We start from the raw sequence: 21,184 nt of genomic DNA on the forward strand, positions 1-21,184 counted from the left end.
TCGGCATCCGTTCGTCCTTAGCGTGCAGATACATCACTTTCGTGTAGTCACCCCAAATGGTACGAGGAACGCCGCACCCTGTTGGCCCGGCGCATGACGGAGGTGGAGCGCGCAGCCGCAGCGGGCGAGCTGGTCGATGTGACGATCGAACGCGGGCAGTTGCTCATATCGTCGATCCGGCGATCCCCGTCCGACGATGCCGATGCGCTAAAGGCCCGGCTCTACGCGATGCTGCCGCGCGTCCGAATCACCGATCTGCTGGTCGAGGTCGCCGCATGGTCGGGATTCGCCGACCGTTTCGTCCATGCGCGCAGCGGCGCCCCCGCCTCCGACCAGTCCGCGCTGATGGGTGCGATCCTCGCCGATGCGACCAACCTCGGCCTGGGCCGCATGGCCGAAAGCTCGCGCGGGCTGACGTTGTCTCGCCTGCGCTGGACGGCGGAATGGCATGTGCGCGACGAAACCTATCTGTCGGCGCTGGCGGCGATCGTCGATTGCCATACCGCGCATCCGCTCGCGGCGGTCTGGGGACCGGGCGATACATCGTCGTCGGACGGGCAGTTCTTTCGTGCCGGTGGTCAGGGCGAGGCCCGCGCCGATCACAACGCCCGCTATGGCACCGAACCAGGCGTGCTGTTCTACACCCACGTCACCGACCGCTTCACGCCGTTCCACACCAAGGTCATCGCCGCCAATGCCGGCGAGGCCGCGCATGTCCTCGACGGCCTGCTCGACCATGAAAGCGAGCTGGTCATCCGCGAACATGCGACCGATACCGCCGGCGCGGTCGATCATGTCTTCGGCCTGTGCCATCTGCTCGGCTTCCGCTTCGCGCCCCGCATCCGCGACCTCAACGAGCGCCGGCTCTACAGCCTGTCGCCGCTCGACTCGTGGCCGACGCTGCGCCCGCTCGTCGCCGGTCCGGTCAAGATCCGCGCGATCGAGGAGAACTGGGACGAAACCCTGCGCCTTGCCGCCTCGATCCGCGCCGGCACGGTGAGCGCCTCGGTCATGCTCCGCAAGCTGGCGGGCTTCCCGCGTCAGAACTCGGTCGCCCGCGCGCTGCGGGAGATAGGTCGGATCGAACGCACCCTGTTCATGCTCGACTGGTTCGATGATCCCGACCAGCGTCGTCGCACCGGCAGCATTCTCAACAAGGGCGAGGCCCGCAACGCGCTCGCCCGCGCCATCTTCTTCAACCGCCTCGGCGAACTGCGCGACCGCACCTTCGAGAACCAGCGCCATCGCGCCTCCGGCCTGACCCTCGTCACCGCGGCCATGACGCTCTGGAACACCGTCTATCTCGACCGAGCTGTCCGTCATCTGCGCGGCAGCGGCGTCGACGTGCCCGACGAGCTGCTCGCCCACGTCGCCCCTCTGGGCTGGGAGCATATCGGCCTCACCGGCGACTATCTCTGGGGCGAGATCGACAAACCTCGCGAGCGGTTCAGGCCGCTGCGCCTCCACCAGCAAAGCCGGGACGCTTAGCGTACGTTTTCGACCATCCTCTCACCGGTCCCCATTACCTGCCTATCCCCCGGTCGAAATACAGAAGTTACGCTCCTCGATTGGGCGGACAGCCTGAAGCTGTTCCCCAGCGCTGCGACTCTAGGGCGCATCAGACACCGGCCCTCTGCCTTCTTCCGCGTCAACAGCTTCCTGTTCCTGCACCGCTGCCGGCAGATGCCGGTAAAGGGTTGCAATCGAGACGCCGATCGCCGGCGCGATCTCGCGCGCCGGTACGCCGGAGGCCAACAGCTTGCGTGCCGCCTCTATGCGGCGCGGCGTCATCACAGTCTTTCGGCCCCCTACCCGGCCCCCGCGCTTCGCCACGATCAGCGCCGCCGTGGTGCGTTCGCGGATCAGGTCGCGCTCCATCTCCGCCATTGCCGCGAGAATATGGAACACGAGCTTTCCGGCGGTGCTGGTCGTGTCAATGCCGTCGGTGATCGACCGCAAGCCTACCCCCTTAGACTCCAGCTCGGCCGAGAGGTCGACGAGGCCCTTCATGGTCCGTCCAAGGCGGTCGAGCTTCCACACCACCAGCACATCGCCTTGACGGGCGTGCGAGAGCGCGTCGGCCAAGCCCGCGCGATTCGCCTTTGCGCCGCTGGCATGATCCGAGAAAATGCGTTCGCACCCCGCCTCGCGCAGCGCGTCGAGCTGGGGCGTCAGATCCTGTTCGGGCGTCGACACCCGCGCATAGCCGATCAACATTGCGCCGTCTCAAAACTCATCTGCGACGCCTAACATCAAGCGGGCTATTCGCGAAAGTGTTTTGAGAGCGGATCGCAGCGTGTTACGTGTCTCACATGATCGCGTATCAAAATCGATCGTTTGCGAGACACGCCGGCGAGCTGTTGGTGCATGGTCGGCGAAAGCACGAACGCGCCCCTGGCGAGGTGGAAACGGTCGGCGAAAGCACGAACTTCCGGACGCGATTGGCGCTTTTCCTAGGGGCGAGTGCCGAGATCGGCTCAATCTTCGTGCTTTCGGCGACCGAACTGCAGGCGCCGCGATCGGGGGCGGCGTGAGCGAGGCGGCGTTGAGCCAGGGCGACTTGTTCGCGCTCGACAGCCCGTTGCTGACCGAGGTTCGCGGCGAGCGATCGTTGATGGCGTTCCCGTTCTTCGCCTTGAGCAAGGGTAAGTGGACCAAGCCCCTCGCCTATAAGACCGACACGGTTTCGATTGAGATTGTCGCTACCGCCAAGGGCGTGGCGACGATCTACGACAAGGAGGTTCTGCTTTATATTGCGAGCCTTATGGTGGCGAAGCTGGACGCAGGGCATCAGGTTTCCCAGGACTTCTATTTTACCGCCCATGACCTTTTCCGCGTCACCGGCGTCAACGGATCGGCCCGCTCTTACACGCGCCTATCCGATGCGCTGGAGCGGCTGCAGGGCACGCAGATCAAGACCAACATTGAAGCCGGCGGCGAGGGCCAGGCCGGCTTCTTCTCATGGCTGTCGGAGGCTCAGCTCACCTACACCATGACGCGAACCGGCGATAAGCGGTTGAAGGCCGTGAAGGTCCGGCTCTGCGATTGGCTATATCGTGCCATCCAGCGCGATCGGCGCGTGCTGGACTATGCCCCGAGCTACTTCCAGCTCGGTCCCATCGAGCGCCGGCTTTACGAGGTCGCGCGATCGGCCTGCACGGATGGCGCGATCGACGTCGATCTTGAAGAGCTGCGGTTGCAACTCGGTTATCAAAGCTCGCTCAAGCACTTCCGGTATGAGCTGAAACGGATAGCCGATGAGAATGCCATTCCAGGCTTCGCGTTCCACTTGGTGGACGTCCCGACTGTTGCGGCAAGTGGCCGCTCGCGTCGGAACGCCGGCGCTGCGCGCGTCAAGATTACTCCCCGACCGCCCGCGACCGCCTGACCGTCCCTCTTTTCCGCGTCGCGAATCGAGCCACGGGCATTTCAGCCGATCGGTCGCCGAAAGCACGAACTTCGGTTGTCGAAAGCACGAATCTCGGTCGTCAAAAGCACGAACGGCATGTGCTTCGGTCGCCGAAAGCACGAACTTTTTCTGCGTTCGGTTGCCGAAAGCACGAACTTCAACTGTTTCGCCGCGCGGTTTGATCCGGCAAAACTACTGACGAGCCGGCGTATGTTGCGATCGGCCAGTTAGGGAGCGGCCGTGACCACATAAACGAATGCCCGGCACGAAGGCCGGGCACCCTGGAACGTGATGGGCGATGCTTGGCGGCATCGACCGGGTCAACTGAACACTTCTCTCATACCCGTTCCTGAGCTGCGGTTCAAGGGAGCGCGCTTCGCGCCACGCTCTAGTTTTGCCTGGTCCCGGCCCCGCAAAGGGGACGGAAGATGGGAGCTGTTACACTCGCGCAGGCGAGCTTCATGGCGCTTGACCGCATCGAGCGGACGCGCCCGACATCGCGATCGGGCGCACCAAATCCCACGCGCGCGCATGTCCATCCGAACAGCCGCAGGGCCGGCACCTTCGAGGACGACTTTTTCTACAGCTATGCGAAGGGCGAGACCGATCGGCTCTACAAGAAGGCCGTGGAGCTGCTGAAGCGCAAGAACGCTATCCGGCGCCTCGCACGCAGCGAGGGCCGCCAGCTCACTGAGGACGAGCGGCTTGTCACGTTGATAACGCCCGCGGCGGTTCGCGTGTTCGAGCAGCTTACCACCCTGGCCCGGACCTGCGCCGGCAAGGTGTTCCCGACCTGGGAATGGATCGAGGCCGCAACCGGCTTGTCCCGCGCGAGCGTCGGGCGCGGGCTGTCGATCCTCGCCAAGATGGGCTTGCTCGACAAGCAGCGCCGGTGCGTCCCGATCGACCCTCCCGCCGATCGGCCGAAGGCTCGCAACGCGCAGACGTCCAATGTCTATCGGATGAGTTTCCCCAACCGGCTCGCCCGCTTCCTTCCGCGCTTTCTCCGCCCTGTCCCACTCCCCGACGACGTAGTGCAGCGGGAGGCCGACCGCATTGAGGAGATCGAGGCGATGCGGCTTTGGCGCACACCGCGCCAAGTCATTGCCGAGGAAATCGAGGATGACGGCCTGCGGCGCGTGCTGGACAGCCTTGCCGTCGCGATCGAGAAGCAAGAGTCTCAAAAAAATGATCAACCGCTCCTAGATTCATATATTCTACGGGCAGATGGAGTTGGCCTAGTCGGCCAACGCCCTAACGCCTGGCGGCGAGGCTTACCCTAGGCGAACCCAACAAGCCCGACCTCCAACGACAGCACCAAGCCGATCCGTCGGACGCGCCGCTTCGCGTCGCGATGCTCCCGAGGGGAGCAAGCGTTTACCGTTGCGCTCAAATGGCCGCCTTCGTGCCTGGGGCAGCCGTTTTTCCTCCTTCAACGCGGCCGTAGTGCCAGTCTTCAACGCCGGGTCGCGCGATCGGAGCCGGTGTCTTTCCCGAACGAGCGTTCCCCCATCCCTTTTCCCCGCGGCCGTGGCGAGCCGGTCGACCATCATCATGCCACGCCGCGATCCACGTCCAGGCCAGCGAGATCCCCGCGCGAGGTTCGGGGGCGGTCCCTTCCGGCGGCTATTCCTGAATCGATGGGAAAATGGGCGCTGGCCGCCTTTTACGATCAAGCAAATAACCGGCTGCGCCTACGGTTTCCGCTGCGCGGACCCTCCGTTTTTTTGCTTGATCGCGGCGTCTGCACTCCCCTTCAATTCCCATCAGGAATGAGCCTGATCGCTCGAAAGGACACGACCATGCAAAACATCGCTGAGTTTCGGATCATCGGCCGGGTCGGGAAGATCACGGAGCATGACAAGGTGACGAAGGTGAACGTCGCCGCCAACTACAACCGCCAGGAGAACGGCGAGTGGGTGACGGACACGCACTGGAACGAGGTGACGCTGTTCGGCAAGCTGATCGAGCGCGCCACCAAGGCACAGAAGGGCGACCTGGTTCACATCACAGGCCGCGTTCGCCAGAACTCATACGACACGACCGAAGGCCGGCGCTACACCGTCGAGTTGATCGCCGATGGCTTCGCGGTCCTCGCCAAGGGTTCGGAGGAACGCGACTAGGTGCGGACGGGGCCGCCTACCGGTGGCCCCTCTCGCCTGCGCAGCTCAAGCTCCACCGCCTCTCGCACGAAATCAGCCTGGCTTTCGCCATCGCGGAGAACGGTCTTGATACGATCGAGCGTCCCCTTGGGAAACCGCCCCATCGTCTTATCCTCCATCGGAGGGCGACCGACCGACCGGATTTTGCTAGACGTCATCCGATACCCTAATTACCGATACCGCATATTGACGGTATTTGCGGTATCGTATATTACAGGTTGGGCCTTGCATCAAGGCGACGACGGAGGCGAGGCATGTGGGATAATCTGCTGACGGTCGGACTGCTCGTACTGGTAGCCTGGGCGTTCCTTCGCGGCGGTAGATCGAGGCCGGGCATCTGGAGTGGCGACACTCCAGATGAGGAGGCCCGTCGCAACACGCGGACGGACTCGAACTATAGGGGTTACGACCACTGGAACAATCACTCCGATCGTGGCTGGTAGCGCGTGAAAACCATCGCCATCAACGTCGAGAAGGGCGGCGCCGGCAAGACGATGATCGCCTGCCACGTGGCATGGCATCTTGCCGACGCCGGCCACCGGGTGCTGTTCCTGGACCTTGATCGCCAGTGCAACGCGACCGACGCACTGGCAGACTTTGAGAGCCTTGGCACGTGCAAGCCGCTGTTCGAGCCGGGCTATACCCCGCCCGCCACTTTTCCGCGTCTTTCGATCTACTCGAACCGCATGGGCGGGGAGTATGATGCCGACTACCCGCGCGCGCTTACGAACCTGAACATTAATTTCCCGGCGCTTGATCCCTGCTTCGATTATTGCGTCATCGACACGCCCCCGTCGTGGTCGTGGATCAACTTCGCCGCCCTCTTGGTGTGCAACCATCTGATTGTCCCCGTCGAGCTAGGGCCGTTCGGTCCCGCTGCGACGAAACAAGTGTCGGATTCGATTGCGACGGTGAACACGAAGCGGCGCACCCCGATCCACGTCGTCGGGCTGATCCCGAACCGGGTGCGCGCGAACGATCGCCATCAGATGGACATGCTCGCAGCCATCAAAACCAAGATCGGTCGCAACCTCTTCAGTACCTACCTTCCCGAGCGCGCGCATTACAGCCAAGCCATTCAAGAGCATGTCCCGGTGTGGCGCTTCGACAAGGACGTGCGGACCTCTCTTCCCCCGATGCGCGCGTTTCTTGAGGAAGCCATGACTCGGATCGAGGGCAACGCATGACAGACTTTTCCGGCTTTGATGTCTTCAGCGAGAAAGCAGCCGTGGCAGAGGCCGATCGCGTTCAGCTCCTCGAGCCCGAGCTGCTGTATCCCGATCCCGAGAATGTCCGCAGCGAGATCGATCCGGCAGCAATCGACGAGTTAGCCGCTTCGATTAAGGAACGGGGCCTGCTTCAACCGATCACTGTCGCACCGAAGGATGCCGACGGGCGCTACCGGATCATGTTCGGCGAGCGGCGCTGGCGAGCGTGCCAGAAACTAGGCATGCAGGTCCGCGCGATCGTCAGCAAGACGGACGACATCGAACAGGTCCGGATCGACCAGTTCATCGAGAACGATCAACGTGAGGACTTGTCGACGGCCGACATGATCCGGTTCGTCACCGGGGAGGTTGCGAAAGGCCGGACGCTCGCCGAGCTGGCGCGCGCGACGGGCCGCAACCGGACGTTGCTGACCCGCTATCAAGGGCTCGCGAAGGCCCCGGAATACATCGCTGCGTTGTTTGGCGACATTTCGATGCGGAGCGCGGTTGCTCTTGTTCAGGCCGCGAAGATCGATGATGCGGCAACTCGGGCCTTCGTGACTAACACTGCAGCCGAGGACATGACGGTGCTGGCGTGCGAGCGGTTCGCGCGCGAGGTGGGCGCGAAAAAATCTACGCCCAAGCCTGCCCCAACCACACAGGCGGAGGCTCCATCTCCTCCCGCAGAGAGTGAACCCGAAGCGTCCGGCGTGAACCCCGCCCCGCCCTCGACCGAGACGATCCGCGATGAGGAAGCTGATCGTGCCCTGGATGCGACGCCGGTGCTTGATGCTCCGGCACCGACGGGTGGCATAGCGGCCGAGACGCCGGCCCCTGCCCCACGCGCGCCGTCTAAAACGAGGACGGGGAAGCAGCGTGTGGAGCGGCCGATGATCGAAATTGAGGGCAAGCGCGCGATGGTCGTTGAGGCGCTGTTGCATTTCGATGGTGAGAACGAGCCCCGCATCGTGAGCTGGCGCTGATCGCGCCGGGACAAGCGGAGAGCGCCGACAGCGGTCGACACTCGCGTCCAGGTCCAATCCTTCCTTCCGCGACTTCATCACTTTCAGGCCGGTTGGGTGTGCCACGTGGCACACGTGAAGGCAGATTTTGGTGGGGGGATGTTCAATGGCAGGATAGGTATTGCTGCGTTTGTCGTATTACATTACCCTTACAGGGCCATGTCACGCACGCCGCAACCAGCATCCCCCACCAAAGATTCAGCGATGTTGACGGCGCGGGTCGATCGCAAGCTGCTTGCCGCGTTCGACGCCGTGGCGGAGGGCAGGGGAGGGCGCAGCGCGCTCCTGCGCACCGTGCTCCAGCAAGCCTTGAAACACGTGGCTGACGCTCCGCGGATCGCGCCTCGCGCGAACAGCGCGAATAATCGCGTGTCGCTGACCTTCACGGACGTTGAAACTGCCGTTCTCGATCACCGCGCAGCCGAGCGGGGCATTGATCGCGCCAGATGGATCAAGGCGCTTGTGCGCCGGCATATCGCACTGAAGGGCGGCGTCGACGACGGCTTGCGCGATGCCGTGGCGCCGATCCGAATGCAGCTTCAGCGCATTGGTCGCAACCTCAACCAGGCGATGAAGGCGGGTAATGCGGCGATGATGGCTGACAGCGGGTTGCAGATCGACCGCGAGCTGCGCCGCATCGCGGACATGCGAGAGGAGATCAATGAGCAGATCGCCGCGCTGGCGGAGGTGCTGCGCGGCGAAACCGCCTTTTGGGACGTGGCGGACTAATGCCGTTTGGGGATCGCGAGGACGAGCTTTGGGAAGCGATGAAGCCACGCTTCAAGCCGCGCCTCGTCAGCGATCCGAACGTCAACTATGCGCGAGACCTGGTCAACGGCACGGGGCCGTTCGCCACCCGGGCACAGGCGACACCTCAGCCCAAAGAGGACGTTCGGTCCACGCTCGCGCGTGTCGTGCGGCGTACGCCCGAGGTGCTGGTAAAGGTGACGGGGCGGAAAAAGGGCGCCAAGCATCTCGCAGCTCACCTCGATTACATCGGCCGCCACGGCGACTTGGCGCTCGAGACGCGGGACCGTGAGGAGATCGTGTCGAAGGAAGACGTTCAGCGGATCGCGGACGAATGGTCAGATCCGCTCTACTGGCGGCAGGGGACATCGGTATCCGCTGTCGCAATGGTGTTTTCGATGCCGGAGGGGACGAACCCGGAAACGGTGAAGCAATCTGTTCGTGAGGCGGCCGAGCTGCTTATTGGGGATAATCACGATTGGCTTATGGTGCTCCACACGGACACGCCGCGGCCCCATGTTCATTTGACGGTCCAGGCCGAGGGTATCGACCGGAAGCGGTTCGATCCACGGCGCGAGGATCTATTTCGCTTCCGTGAAGCGTTCGCCACAGCGTTGCGCAGCCGTGGCGTCGAGGCCGAAGCGACGCCGCGCTACACGCGGGGGCAGGGGAGAGCCGGCACGAGCATGGCACTCACGCAGCTCCGGGCGCGGATACGGAGCGGCGTGTCAATGCAGCCGACGGAGGCCGACCTACGGCAGGCTCGAGAGGCTATGCAGATTGCGCTTGGTGCGGCGCAGCAACCAGCGTTCGTCGCGAGGGCGCAAGCGCGCTGGCAGGACATCAAGCGCCGCTTCGAGGCCGCGGCCGACCAGCTCGACCGAAGCGTCGATCGCGAGGACCGAAGATTGGCGCGCGATGTGCGCCAGTTCATCCAAGAGCGCGCAACCATTGAGACGGTCCCCGATCGCGCGCTGCGCGATGCCGAGAGGCGGGTCAAAGAGTCACAAGAGCGAGGCCGTACTGATCGGCAGCGCGATCAGGGTGTGCCACGTGGCACACCTCCACCACCGGAACGGCGCAGGTAACTACGGAAACAGTCTCACCGCGTCGAACCGGTTATCCAGAGTTGACTGTCGCATAGCCGTATGACCGCAAATGTATTATTGATTAGGCGTTGGCATCGGAGAGACTCGATGGAAGAGCCGTTCCTTTACAAAGAGAGCGATCCCGCGCACTGGACGCTTCGACAAGTCGCCGAGCTCGTGCAGGAGATGATCAAGCTTGGCTGCGCAAATGACCTTATCGCAAAGGCCGACGAAGCCGGCATTACGTTGGCGGTCCCATCGGAAACAATCAATTTCGTCAAATCGTACCTGTTCCGAGAAGGACTCCACAAAAACTCAGAGCTAGCAGGGGGCGTCATCCGAAGCGCTGCCTGCGCACCTAGACCGCCAAACCCTGGCGGCCCGCCAGTATTTCCTCCCCCCGGTCCCGGTGAAACACCGCCCATGTAATCGTCGGCGTTCACCTGGCTAGAACCAGAAATCGACAGTCTCTCCCAAGCATCCTGATCAGCGCCCGGGTACGGAGCGCGACCTTTGCAATATCTGGTTTTGTTCGATCTCCCGCACGCGCTGCGCCTGTTGCTGCTTGACCTCAATACCAGCAACAATCTCGCCACGGCTGATCCGTGCCGCGACGTCTTCCTTGCGCTCTGCGACAAACTCGCGCTGCTTTGAGATCTCCCCCGGGAACCGCTTCTCCGCGACTGTCATGGCGAACGCGACCGCGCTTTGCGCCTTGCGCAGCTCGGGGTCCTTCGCGTTCTGTACGTCCGACTGGCGTCGGAACCGCTCGGCCAGGTCAACACGGGGGTCGACCTGTTCTTTGTTGTCGCGCGCCTGATTGGGGGTGCGAGCCACTGCTTCCTTCGCCGGCGCTACGCCGGCCTGGCGGGCTTGCTCGCGATCGGCCGCGGCGCGCGTCTTGGCGTCGGGCTGATACCCATCGATTTTGATGCCTTGCGCGGAAGCGGCAAGGTAAGCAGCGCGCTTGAACTCTTCATCGCCACTGATTTTGATCGACGTCCAACCGTTTTCCTTGGCGAGCCTCACCAAATCCGGCAGCGACTCCCGATCCCTGGCCTTGATACGATCGGGAGTGATGGTCGCCACGGGCTCCTTGTCGTGTGCGCTGCGATAAAGCTTGTTCCCGACGCGCAGGAAGCGCGATTCCAGATCGGCCGGCACTTCCATCGTCCGCTTGCGGCGGCTGTCGCGATCGGCGCCGGCACTCGCAGTCTCGACCTTCTCAATCATCTCACCGCTCCTGTTCGATTACACCAACAACCTCATTTCCGCGCTGCTCAGCCGACACGTCGATGAGCATGTCGGGATGATCTTGGGTGACGATGCAATCCATCGCGAACGACAGCGGGTCCGGGTCGGTGAGCTGATCAAACGTCGGCATCGCGCAGTCCGGCAAATCCTCGTCGTCACGAACGATGCGAGGGATCGGCGACACGTCCGGCGCAGGATGCACGCGGCTGCGAAACAGCGCGTCCGCAAAATATCGTATCTTGTCGCCGTGGATCGGAGGGATGCCGCCGCGCAGCAGCAGCAGTTCCTGATCGGGGAACTGCATTAACTCCTGGGGCAGGAGGAGTGCGCGACGCTGGTCTGACATCGACTTTGAGCGGTTCGCGAGCATGCCATCGATCGTGAGCGACTTGGTGACGGACTCTTGTCCGATATAGCCAATGCGCTCCGACAGCTCGTTCGCGACCCGGAGCTCCTTGGGCGTGAAGGCCACTTCGACGCCGCAGTTGGCGACAATCTCATTGGCGACGTGTTCGCCATAGACGGCGCGGAGCTGCGATCGTGACTGAATGACCGGGAGCAAGCGGATGCCATAGCCGGCGACGTATGAGAAGGCGCTGGCAATGACCTGTGCGCGCCCGATCCGGGCGAACTCGTCGAGTATCACGAGAACCTGCAGACGGGTTTCGTCGCCCGGCAGCTCACGCACGTTAAGATCGATGAGTTGCTGAAACAGCAGGTTATAAAGCAGCGCCACGCGATCCAGCTCGTCGGGCGACACGCCGAGGTAGACCGACATGGGTTTGGTGCGGAGCAGGCGCAGATCGAAGTCGGATTCTTCCGTCGCTGCGTCGACGCGGGGGTTGAGCCACAGGCTCAGCTTCGACGTGACGGTCTGGACGATGCCGGCGAACGTGTTGTCCGCGCCCGACGTAAAGTCAGCGAGTGCGTTGCGGCAGCCCTGGGACAAGTTGAGCGAACGATCGTCGAGGACGCGGCGGAAATACTCACGCGTGTCCCCCGTTGTCATGAGGCGATAGATCGCGCCGATAGTGAAAGGCTGATCGGAGACGGCGAGATAGGCGCCAACACCGACAAACGCGGTTCGCGCCGAATCCGTCCAGAACGGCTCGCCGCGCTCGGGCGGGACGAACAGCATCGTGGCGATCTTCTGCAGCTCGATCACCACCTGGTCGGCGTCGTTTCGATCGATATAGCCGAGCGGGTTGTAGCGAGCGGTCCGCCCTTCGGGGTCCGTCGGGTTGAAAAGGTAGACCGCTTGTCCGTGTTTCTGCCGGAACCCGGCGGTCGCGTCCCAATTCTCGCGCTTCACATCGAGGACGACGACCGACTCCTGCCAGGACAGCAGGTTGGGGATGACGATGCCGACGCCTTTGCCTGATCGGGTGGGGGCTTCAACGATGCAATGCTCGGTCCCGCCGAAGGTCAGGAACTTGCCGCCCTTTTTACCCAGGACGATGCCGTTGTCGGCGCGAAAGCCGGCTCTGCGGATCTCGCCTTCCTTGGCGAAGCGGGCGGCCCCGTGCAGGGGCGGCTTCCGCTTGACGAGGAACCACAACATAAGGCCGGTGACGATCAGGCCGACGAGCATCCCAGCGCCAAGCGCCTGCACCACGACAGGGTCGCCCCGGTAGTACCAGAAGAACGCCGGCATCTTGAGCGGGTCGAACTTCGAGCTGGGGAGGCCAAGGTAAATCCACGCCACGACTGACGCGATGAGAAACGCTAGGACGATCGCGATCGGGATGCCGACCGCGAGGATGGTACCTCTCCTAGGCGGCATGACGGCCTTCCGGATCGTAGTAGATCTCGGTCATTCGGAACTTGCCGTCGATCTTCTTCATCTGAACCACGACATCAACCAGGATCTTGAGCAACGAGCGAATGTCGTCGCGCGCCAAATCGGCGCCGCCCTCACTTTCCTTCACCAGAAGCGTCAGTTGCTCGAACGCCAGCTCGGCCGAGTCCGCGTGTATGGTCGTGATCGACCCGGGGTGACCGCTGTTGACGTTGCGCAAGTAGAAGAATGCGGTCCCGTCGCGCAGCTCCTGTAGGAGGATGCGGTCGGGTCGCATCCGCAGCGCGCTCTCGAGCAGCTCCTTCGCCGTCACCTTCGCGGTGCCGGTGCCGTCCTTGCTGTAGATCATATGGACGACGTTCTTGTGCGGCACGACGAGCTCGCGCGTATCCTCGATAGTCAGCAGCCGCTCATTTTCCGGAATAAGCTTGATGAGACCCTTGGAAAACGTCGTCTTGCCTGAGCCGGTGGCGCCCGAGATCAGGATGTTGAGCCGGCTGCGAACCGCCAGCTCGAAGAACTCGACGTGCCGACCCGCATGAAGGAGCCCCAACAGGCGCTCCTCGACGCTGCTGACCCGCTTGCTCGCCACCTTGGTATAGGCGAACAGACCACTTGCCTCAAAATCCTGCATCGTCAGGGTTTTGGTCGATGGCTTCCGTACCGTGATCGATATCGTGCCGTCGGGGACCACAGGCGGCATGACAAGCTGGACGCGCTCGCCGGTCGGGAACACGGTCGAGCATATCGGGTTCTCGCGCGTCACGTCTTGCGATGTGTAGGCGGCAGCAGCGCGTGCGAGCTCGTTGAGGGAGTCGAGCGTCAGCTCCTCCTCGCGCTCCCAGATCCAACCACCGTATCGCTCGACACCCACAATCGTGGGCTCATTGATGACGACTTCCGTCACCCCGTCGTCATCGAGATAGCGGCGCAGCGGCCGCACGGCGTGATCGAGGACCGCCGTGTTGCGGAACGCCGCGACTGTCATCTTAGGCCGAGCCCGTAGACTTGCGAGAAGTCGAAATCCTTGGCGACGGTGATCGCCAGCTCGGTTCCCTGATTGACGCGGACAATTGGCCGGATTTGCTGGGTGTCCTGCAGCACTTGGGACGTTGTGTCACCGGGAGTGCGGAATACGGTGGAGCCCTCGGGGCTGACAGCCTGGCCCGCGATCTGCCCGCCCGCGTCGAGGACGCTGAACAGCAGCGCAGCGCCGAAGCGTTCCCAGAAGAATCGGTCGATCTTGCCGGTAATGCCGGCGCGGCCTAGCGGATCCGATGCCGGCGAACCAATGTCGATCGCGACGCCGCGAGGCGTGACCGCCCGCGTCCACATCGCGAACAGGCGATTTTGTCCGCGCTGCAATCCGCCTTGATACTCGCCGAAAACTCGCGTGCCTTTCTCGAGCAGCACAACGCGGCCGTTGTCCGAATAAACATCACGTGGGATGATGCACGTTGAGTAGCCAGGCACGCTGCTGTCCATCGCGGTCTGAAGGGTGCACGGAATGATCGCGCCGGCGGTGATGAGGTAGTTTCGATCGCCGATCATGCGGGCCGTGGCGGTCCCGATTGCCGAGGTTTGCTTCAACGTGTCGAGTGCGGTCCGAGCCGGGGGAGTACCGGCTTCGCTTTGAGGTGTATCGCCGCCAGCGCCGCCCAAGATGCGACTGGCGCCCTGTTGGTTGCCGTTGAAGGCGATGAGCGTAGATCGCCGAGCGCTGTCGCGCAGCTCGCGAGCCTCATTGGCTCGACGCTGCGCCTCGGCCTCGCGGGCGCTGAGTTGTCCCTGGCCCCCACTAGTCGGGTAGGGTGTGATCGGCTGACCGTCAGGGCCGATCGCCGGCACCTGTTCGCCGCTGAGCTGCACGGGTGCGTTCGGGTCACGCGGTGCCGTCGCGAGCGTCGGCGCGATCACCGAGTTCGGATCATAAGACGCTTCGGCGGCAGGAGGCGGAGCTTTCTTCTGCGCTTGCTCGACCTGATTGTTGCCGCCAACGCCGGTGATAAGCGAGAGGACCCCAAACACGACCGCGCCGGCGAGCCCGGCACCTACGATCATTTTCTTGTTGTCCCACTGGACCGCGTTCAGGGAAGGAATGCGGTTGGGGCGATCGACCGCAGCGCTGCGATCGATTTCCGTCACATCGGGCGTGGCGTCGACGTCGAATCTCTTATCAGACACATCAGTTCTCCGTCGTTCGCTCAACGACTTCGGAGGCCGTGTCCGATTTGGGATCACGGCCATAGAAGCTCGGGCTTTCGTTGTAGATGCAGAGGACCACCTTTCCCCGGCGCAGTCGCATCTCCTTGTAGACGCCGTGAACGACAATAAACTCGTCGCGCACGTCGAACGCGGCCGTCGCCTCGCTCCCGTCCGGGTTCACGGTGAAGATGGCGGGGATCTCACGTTGGTTCGGAAACCGCAGGACGGTGAACTGCCCGTTGTCACTGATTTCGGACGGCTGCAGCGCAGTCGCTCCCTGGACCTTGTAGTCGAGATTGCGCGTCCCCTCGAGGACGCCAAGGTCGAGCGCCGTCTTGATCGCCCCGTTCTGCGCGGCGAGCGCCGCGGCAAGCTGTGCGCGCTGGGCCGCGAGGCGGGCCTGTTCCGCCTCATAGACCGGGTAGCGGAGACGCACCTTGAAGAACGTCCCCGGCGATCGTGCGCCGGCGACGGCCGACAACTCGAACGTGTAGTTACGCTTGATCCCTTGGAACTCCGTCACGACTATCAAGTTGGTCGCCCCGGCGCGCTCGCGTGGCTTCACGAACAACGAATTGTCAGCCGGGGCGACTTCCCAAGAAATCGTATCGCCCATCGCGACGAACTTGATGACTTCGCCTGGCGCGAACTCAATCTGTGTCGCGGTGCGGAAAGCGCTCCGGATTTGGATCACGTTGCCGTCCGTATAGTTGACCTCGCGAATGCGGTGGTCGGGACCGAACTGGACAGGGGTTTGCGCCAATGCCGGCGAGCTGATGAGCGCGCCGATCGCCACCGCCATGAGGAGGATGGGTTTCATCGTGTCGGCACCTCCACGTCGGCTCGATAAGATTTAACCTGAAACCCGAGCGGGTTGGCGAATCGGCCAATTTCGGTTTCCGGCTTCGACAACACGTCGAAAGTGATGGTCGCGATGGCGGGGGTTTCGATCACTTGCTGATCGCGCTGGAGACGCTTTACGAACCGCACCTGCGCCACGTTCGGCGAAATGAACGCGACAGAGCGGATCGCAACAAACACTGCGTCGCTGGCCGTGAACTGGTTTTGCGGCGAGTCCGGATTGTCCTTCTTGTAGAAGGCGGTCCAGCGGTTCTGTTCCTCGCGGGCCGATAGAGCCAGGACCTTGCGGTAGAATTCCTCGCGCGCCTGCGGAATCCAGCCCTCGCGCGTGCGAACATAATCGGCGAGGAAGTATTTCCGGATCGCCTCGTCATAGGTGATTGTCTTATCGCCGCGCAGCTCTTGGGTGACTTCCGTTGCCCCCGTCGAGCGGTCGACCGTGACGACATAAGGAACAACAGTCTTCAGCGGCGAGAGCGCCATGACCGAGCCTACGCCCACGATCGCCAGCACGCTGGCGACACCGGCGACCATCCAAGCAACGCGGCGCGAGCGGGTCGCGTCCACGAACCTATCCCGATCCCAGCTTTCCGCTTCCGCGAAATATGCCTTGAGATCCTCGTCCTTGTCTTTGACCCCAATCGCCATATCAGCAGCTCGCGTGTGTGGTTGGCAGCGCCGCCGTAGGGCCGGCGCTGGGTTCGATCGCGCCGATCGCCGGCACCTTGCCCGCTTGGGTCGCGTTTGGCCCTTGTGAAGGCGGTACCGCACTTTCGGCGGGGAAAAGGTTGGTGGTCGGCGCCGGCGCAGCTTCGAGCGCAGGTGTGCCACGTGGCACACCTGGCGCATTCGCCGGGCCTTCGGCAGACGTCATGTTCCTGGGAGGCACGGTCGGCAGGACCGTCCCGTAGGGATTGGCGGGCCGCTTCTGACGACCGTTACAACGTGGCAGCTTGTCGTCCTTCGCAGCGGTCGCAGGAACCGAGGGGATCAATGTCAAAAGGGCGAGAGTCGCTAGTGCTGAACCGAACTTCATGTCGAACTCCTGCTATGTATTGTTGCGCAGCGTCCCGCCGCCGGTCCCGGCGCGCGCTCGGGAGTAGGCCGCACGAGCAGCGAAGACCGTGCTTTTGCCCGCTGTTCTGACGGAAGCCGCCAACGGGGCCGCGACGGCGGCATTAGCAAACTGCGTAGCCAGCGATGCACCGCCCCCGCCAAGGCCGGCTGCCAGACCTGGCACCTGTAGGAAAAAGAAAAAGCCTAGTGCATAGAAACCCAACGCCTTCGCGGCAGCAAATACCAGAGGGTCGTCATTAGTTATGGAGTCAACGAAGGCATCGCCGGTATTAGTAATGAAAACGGTGACAAGCAGCGCAAACGCTACGAGCACAACATAATTAACGATATTTCCCAACCACTGGAAGAAGAACGAGCGAGTGGCGTCGAATAGCAATGCTGCTACGAAAACCGGACCAACTGCCGCGAGAAGGGCAAGAGCGAATAGCGCAAATGCACATATTGCGAACCCTAAGGCAGCAGCTAGAAGTGCACTGATGATCACGACAACCGAGATCACTTCACAAGCAATAATCTCGTCCCAGTTATTAGAGAAGCCGGCCCAGTTTGTACCTTCCTGATCGGTATTCTGCTGGACAATCTCCCTCATTCGTCCGATGGCCCTCAAGGAACCGTTCATCATATCGTCGAAGAAGTCGCCCAAGCCGTTGACGTTTGAAGCCCCGACCGCGTTGGCCACTTCACTCGGAAGGCCGTCCATTGCTAGCAGGCCGACCGAAGCTCCATAGAGCGATGTTACTGCGAAGACGACTGCGGCCAACTTCGTTGCCCGATAAATGAGTTCACGAAAAGGATACTCGACAGCACCCCGAATAACGGCGATACCCAACAGAATGATGTATATTGTGACGCCGACACGAAGCGGACCCGAGATCCACCCAACCATTCCGGCATAAACAGCGATGATACCTGCTAATGCGCCGTCAAGGGCCGTAAACATTTGCTCAAATATACTAAAGCTCATGTCAGCCCTTTCGCTAGACGCTATTTACCGGCGTTGAGTAGTTTATCGGTGTCTGCCCGGCGTGATAGAGACTGCTTAGCACCATCTACATTATTGCAATTCTGGAAGATTACCGACGGCCAGGTAGCAACAGGACGCTGCGAAGCCTTCCACGTGTCGCAAATGGCGTCCATTTCTCTCATCTCGGCGTTATTCGCGACGTAGTAACCGACCGTCCGAGCCGGCATGTCGGATCGCAATTCATTATCCGGTGCCGACGTTGTGTTCGATCCGCACCCCACGAGCGCCAGCAAGAGGAGGGCTGATCCTCCCCTGCGGTTCATCGACCGGCCTCAAGGAACTGCTGAGTTTCGGCGCGACGCGACAATTGACTGCGCTGGTAATCCGCCTCGACCTTCGCCCGGCGCTGAATCTCGATCGCCTGCAAAGCCATTTGATCGTTCATGATCTGCGCCTGTTCGAGCTGCAGCCGCGCCGACATATCGGCACGTTCCGCCGCCGACGTCGCGGTGTTGAGGCGCCCACGCAGCTCTTCGAGCCCTAGGCGGCGGTTCGACACCGCGTCGCCTACGTTGCCCGCCAGGCCCGCTGTGACGGCCGCCTCGCGCGCGCCCTGCTCGGATGCGGCGCGCTGCTCAGCCGTTGCCGAACCCGAAATACGCCCGACCAGGTCTTGATAGACGTCATTCGCCTTCCCGCGCAGGCCGCCCACCGCGTCGACGTTGCCGCTGGTGTAGCCGTCGAGGCTGGCGGATGACACGTCACTGCCGCGCAGAATATCGTTCTTGAGGCGCTGGGCTTGAGCACCGATGTCCGTCGCCTTGTTGAGATCGCGATAAAGCTTCTGCGCTTCATCGATCTGCTGTCGGGTCTGCGCCACGATCTTCTGCGTCTCGGCGAAGGCCGCGCGCGCTTGGTTCAGCTCTTGAAGCTGACGCGCGAAGGCGCTCGGATCATGGACGATACCCCCGAACTGCGCGTGCGCCGTGCCGGCGAACATGAGCGCTGATCCTGACAGCGCGAGGGTGACGAGCTTCATTCTACGCATGTCCCTTCTCCTTCAGCTTGGACGACGACGTTGGTGGAATACGGGGAGCCAGGCCGCAGGGTCGGGCCCGAACTCGGCAGCGGCCTGGACGGCGATCGACGTCGTTTCCGCTCGTCCCGACAAGACCGCGAGCTCATTATCGAGCCCGGAGAGGTCCAGCTCGACCACGACGCTGTCATGGCCTTGCTTGACGAGAAACTTGCGCGATTCCGGCGACAATTCTTCGCGGATGAGCTGATATTCGGCGTCGGTCAGCGAGAACCCTTCAACATAGTCGCGACGCGCCCCTTTGGGATTGGGGAGCATGACCTGCGTCGCGACCTGTTCAAGGATCGAGTGTGCAATGTCGCTCTTTAGCGCATCAGCCGGCGACTGCGTGGCGAACACCATCAGCGCATTGCGCTTTCGGTAAGTCTTCAGGCCGTCTTGCGCGAAGCTCCGGAACGCATCGTCGCCCAGTGCCTTCCAGAACTCGTCGACGGCAATGATCGTCCGCTCGCCAGTCAGCAGCTTGTCGATCCGGTGAAACAGATAGAGCATCAGCGGCGTGCGGATTTCGCCATTGTCGAGGAAGTCCGTCATGTCGAAGCCCATGAACCGGGTATCGAGCTTCATTTCGTCTTCCGCGTTGTCGAAGACCCACCCCATCGCCCCGCGCGAGGTCCACTTCTCCAGGCGCGCCCCAATCCCGCCCGCGTCGGCCATGCCGAGCATGGTTCGCAGCGCGTCGAGCGAGCGCGCATCGCGTGGGAGCCGCATGACCGCCGCGATACCCTCGTCGATCATCCGCTCTTCCTGAACGGTGATCGGGCGGCTCTCGGCACGGACGAGCTGGCGAACCCACAGCGACAGCCAGGCCCGGTCCTCGGCAGTGTTCTCGAGCGCCTTCAAAGGGGCAAACCCGGTCGGCGTGCCGTTGGCGAGCGTAAGATACGTACCGCCCGAGGCCAGTACGAAGATCTGCGCACCCTTATCCTTGTCGATGAATATCTGACGCGCGCCGGTCTTCTCGGCTTGCGCCATGAGGAAGTTGACGATGACCGTCTTGCCGCCGCCCGACGGGCCGATGACCAGCGTGTGGCCCAGGTCGCGCTTGTGGAAGCTGAAGAAATAAGGGCTGCGCGCGCTGGTCTTGAGCAGCGCGATCGCATCACCCCAATGATTTCCCGTGGCGAGGCCGGCGGGGTAGGTGTGGAAGGGCGAGAACGCCGCGAAGTTCAGCGACGTGATCGGCGCCGGCCTTGCCCGCCATGCGAAATTGCCGACGAGCTGACTCCAATAGGCGGCTTCGAGCGCCGCGCCCTCACGCGCCGCGACCATGCCGGTGTCGGCGAGCGCGGCTCGGGCGATCGACATATTGTCGCGCAGCCCCTTGAGGCTGTCCGAATACACCGCCAACGTGAAATGGTGATCCCCCAGGACGAAGCGGTTCGACATGAGATCGTCGGCGGCATCGACGAGATCGAGCATCTGACTGACGGCACGATCGTCGGCGTTCTCCATCTGCTTTTGCCGCAGGCGGAACCGTTCGGAAGCCGCGGCACGGCCCAGGAAGGTGAAGGATTGCGTCAGCACGAACGCGAAATCGACGGCCAACAGGGATTCGAACTGGCGGGGCGTCGTGGTCGCCGGATACTCGCGGATGCCGAATATGCCGCCGAACGCGCTGCGATCGGCGTCACGGACCTCGACCGTCTCGCCGCCGAAGACCACACGCTGTCGATAAAGGGCGCTGCCCAGGTGGCCGCGAATGATCGGGACGCGGCGATGCCGCCCCGTCATCACCATTTCCGCGACTTCCATCGTTTCCGAGAACTTCAGGCCGTTATGCCCGTAGATCGACAGCCGCCGCGGTGAGCAGCGATCCATCAGCTTCTCGAAATCGCGCGCCTTGTCCTCGAGCGCCTCCAGCAGATCGGCGTCGAGCGCATCGGCTTCTTCTACCGCCTTCGACTTGTTCTTGAAGAGCTGGACGAGAATGTCGGCACCGTGGATCGCAGGCCGCAGCACCAGCGTCACGAAGAAGCGGTTGATGAACATCCGCTCCTTGTTCATGCGCGCGAAATAAGCCGCGTCGAGATCGCGCGCGAAGCGCGAGCGGAAATTGCCGCCCGGATATTGCTCGACGCGCGAGCGCACGAGATGCGTCCAGATCGACAGGCGATCGTCGTGCAGGTTGCGAAGCATTCCGTTGAGCTTGGCGTGCCAATCATTGAGATCGCGCACGTCGGCGGTCTCAAAGGCGCGGCCCTGCAGCTCGAACGTCAGCATGATCGCGCCGGAATCGAGCATCACGACTTCGTCCGTCACGTGCCGCGCGTAGGGCAGGAACTTCGTCGGC

At 62.7% G+C, this 21,184-nt stretch carries 18 protein-coding genes and 1 pseudogene; 8 read left to right on the plus strand and 11 right to left on the minus strand.

What is annotated here, in order from left to right; all coding sequences use genetic code 11:
- Positions 1–51 precede the first annotated feature (51 nt).
- Positions 52–1,488: pseudogene (locus AX709_RS04910) on the plus strand (Tn3 family transposase); the annotation flags it as partial.
- 120 nt (positions 1,489–1,608) lie between these two features.
- On the opposite strand, the gene AX709_RS04915 reads toward AX709_RS04910, so the two are convergent.
- Complete coding sequence (locus AX709_RS04915; RefSeq protein WP_066547469.1) at positions 1,609–2,217, minus strand: recombinase family protein; 609 nt, start codon at positions 2,215–2,217, stop codon at positions 1,609–1,611.
- Positions 2,218–2,530: 313 nt separating this feature from the next.
- Here AX709_RS04915 and AX709_RS04925 point away from each other — a divergent pair, with 313 nt between their 5' ends.
- The 3 genes from AX709_RS04925 to AX709_RS04935 all read left to right on the plus strand — a co-directional run bounded on the left by AX709_RS04925 (position 2,531) and on the right by AX709_RS04935 (position 5,532).
- Positions 2,531–3,388 (plus strand): replication initiator protein A, encoded by an 858-nt coding sequence (locus AX709_RS04925; protein ID WP_066547473.1) that lies wholly within the window; start codon positions 2,531–2,533, stop codon positions 3,386–3,388.
- Between the two features lie 482 nt (positions 3,389–3,870).
- Positions 3,871–4,692 carry an RNA replicase gene (locus tag AX709_RS04930; RefSeq protein WP_231727422.1) on the plus strand — a complete coding sequence of 274 codons (822 nt, stop codon included), beginning with the start codon at positions 3,871–3,873 and terminating at the stop codon, positions 4,690–4,692.
- Positions 4,693–5,211: 519 nt separating this feature from the next.
- Positions 5,212–5,532 carry a single-stranded DNA-binding protein gene (locus tag AX709_RS04935; RefSeq protein ID WP_066547503.1) on the plus strand — a complete coding sequence of 107 codons (321 nt, stop codon included), beginning with the start codon at positions 5,212–5,214 and terminating at the stop codon, positions 5,530–5,532.
- Here AX709_RS04935 and AX709_RS19550 read toward each other — a convergent pair.
- Positions 5,529–5,729 (minus strand): YlcI/YnfO family protein, encoded by a 201-nt coding sequence (locus tag AX709_RS19550; protein WP_443026327.1) that lies wholly within the window; start codon positions 5,727–5,729, stop codon positions 5,529–5,531. The genes AX709_RS04935 and AX709_RS19550 overlap by 4 nt on opposite strands.
- Positions 5,730–6,017: 288 nt before the next feature.
- Between AX709_RS19550 and AX709_RS04940 the strand changes: the two genes are divergently transcribed.
- From AX709_RS04940 to AX709_RS04955, 4 genes are all read left to right on the plus strand, one after another.
- Positions 6,018–6,758, plus strand: coding sequence for a ParA family protein (locus AX709_RS04940; RefSeq protein ID WP_066547476.1), 741 nt, complete (start codon positions 6,018–6,020; stop codon positions 6,756–6,758).
- A complete protein-coding gene (locus AX709_RS04945) occupies positions 6,755–7,762 on the plus strand; it encodes a ParB/RepB/Spo0J family partition protein (protein WP_066547478.1) in 1,008 nt (335 codons plus the stop codon). The genes AX709_RS04940 and AX709_RS04945 overlap by 4 nt, the downstream gene beginning before the upstream one ends.
- Positions 7,763–7,867: 105 nt before the next feature.
- Entirely contained in the window at positions 7,868–8,530 is a 663-nt protein-coding gene (locus AX709_RS04950; protein WP_231727423.1) for a hypothetical protein, read from the plus strand.
- A complete protein-coding gene (locus tag AX709_RS04955; RefSeq protein ID WP_066547482.1) occupies positions 8,530–9,636 on the plus strand; it encodes a relaxase/mobilization nuclease domain-containing protein in 1,107 nt (368 codons plus the stop codon). Before AX709_RS04950 ends, AX709_RS04955 begins: the two co-directional genes overlap by 1 nt.
- A gap of 486 nt (positions 9,637–10,122) precedes the next feature.
- On the opposite strand, the gene AX709_RS04960 is transcribed toward AX709_RS04955, so the two are convergent.
- The 9 genes from AX709_RS04960 to AX709_RS05000 all read right to left on the minus strand — a co-directional run.
- Entirely contained in the window at positions 10,123–10,869 is a 747-nt protein-coding gene (locus AX709_RS04960) for an LPD7 domain-containing protein (protein WP_066547484.1), read from the minus strand.
- 1 nt (position 10,870) lies between these two features.
- Positions 10,871–12,673, minus strand: a complete 1,803-nt coding sequence (locus AX709_RS04965; RefSeq protein ID WP_066547487.1) for a type IV secretory system conjugative DNA transfer family protein — start codon at positions 12,671–12,673, stop codon at positions 10,871–10,873.
- The gene (virB11, locus tag AX709_RS04970) at positions 12,663–13,676 is read right to left on the minus strand and encodes a P-type DNA transfer ATPase VirB11 (protein ID WP_066547488.1); all 1,014 of its coding nucleotides are present in this window, start codon (positions 13,674–13,676) and stop codon (positions 12,663–12,665) included. The genes AX709_RS04965 and virB11 overlap by 11 nt, the downstream gene beginning before the upstream one ends.
- Complete coding sequence (gene virB10, locus AX709_RS04975) at positions 13,673–14,872, minus strand: type IV secretion system protein VirB10 (protein ID WP_066547490.1); 1,200 nt, start codon at positions 14,870–14,872, stop codon at positions 13,673–13,675. Before virB10 ends, virB11 begins: the two co-directional genes overlap by 4 nt.
- 1 nt (position 14,873) lies before the next feature.
- Positions 14,874–15,713, minus strand: coding sequence for a TrbG/VirB9 family P-type conjugative transfer protein (locus tag AX709_RS04980; RefSeq protein WP_066547493.1), 840 nt, complete (start codon positions 15,711–15,713; stop codon positions 14,874–14,876).
- Positions 15,710–16,402: a virB8 family protein gene (locus AX709_RS04985; protein ID WP_066547495.1), complete on the minus strand. Its 693-nt coding sequence runs from the start codon at positions 16,400–16,402 to the stop codon at positions 15,710–15,712. The genes AX709_RS04980 and AX709_RS04985 overlap by 4 nt, the downstream gene beginning before the upstream one ends.
- 400 nt (positions 16,403–16,802) lie before the next feature.
- Positions 16,803–17,795: a type IV secretion system protein gene (locus tag AX709_RS04990; protein WP_066547497.1), complete on the minus strand. Its 993-nt coding sequence runs from the start codon at positions 17,793–17,795 to the stop codon at positions 16,803–16,805.
- Positions 17,796–18,114: 319 nt separating this feature from the next.
- The gene (locus AX709_RS04995) at positions 18,115–18,834 is read right to left on the minus strand and encodes a type IV secretion system protein (protein WP_231727424.1); all 720 of its coding nucleotides are present in this window, start codon (positions 18,832–18,834) and stop codon (positions 18,115–18,117) included.
- Positions 18,835–18,855: 21 nt separating this feature from the next.
- Positions 18,856–21,184, minus strand: a 2,329-nt coding sequence (locus AX709_RS05000; protein WP_066547506.1) for a VirB4 family type IV secretion/conjugal transfer ATPase, incomplete at its 5' end; no start/stop codon positions are given.

This window comes from Sphingomonas sp. CCH15-F11 (genome assembly GCF_001557005.1).
GTDB lineage: Bacteria > Pseudomonadota > Alphaproteobacteria > Sphingomonadales > Sphingomonadaceae > Sphingomonas.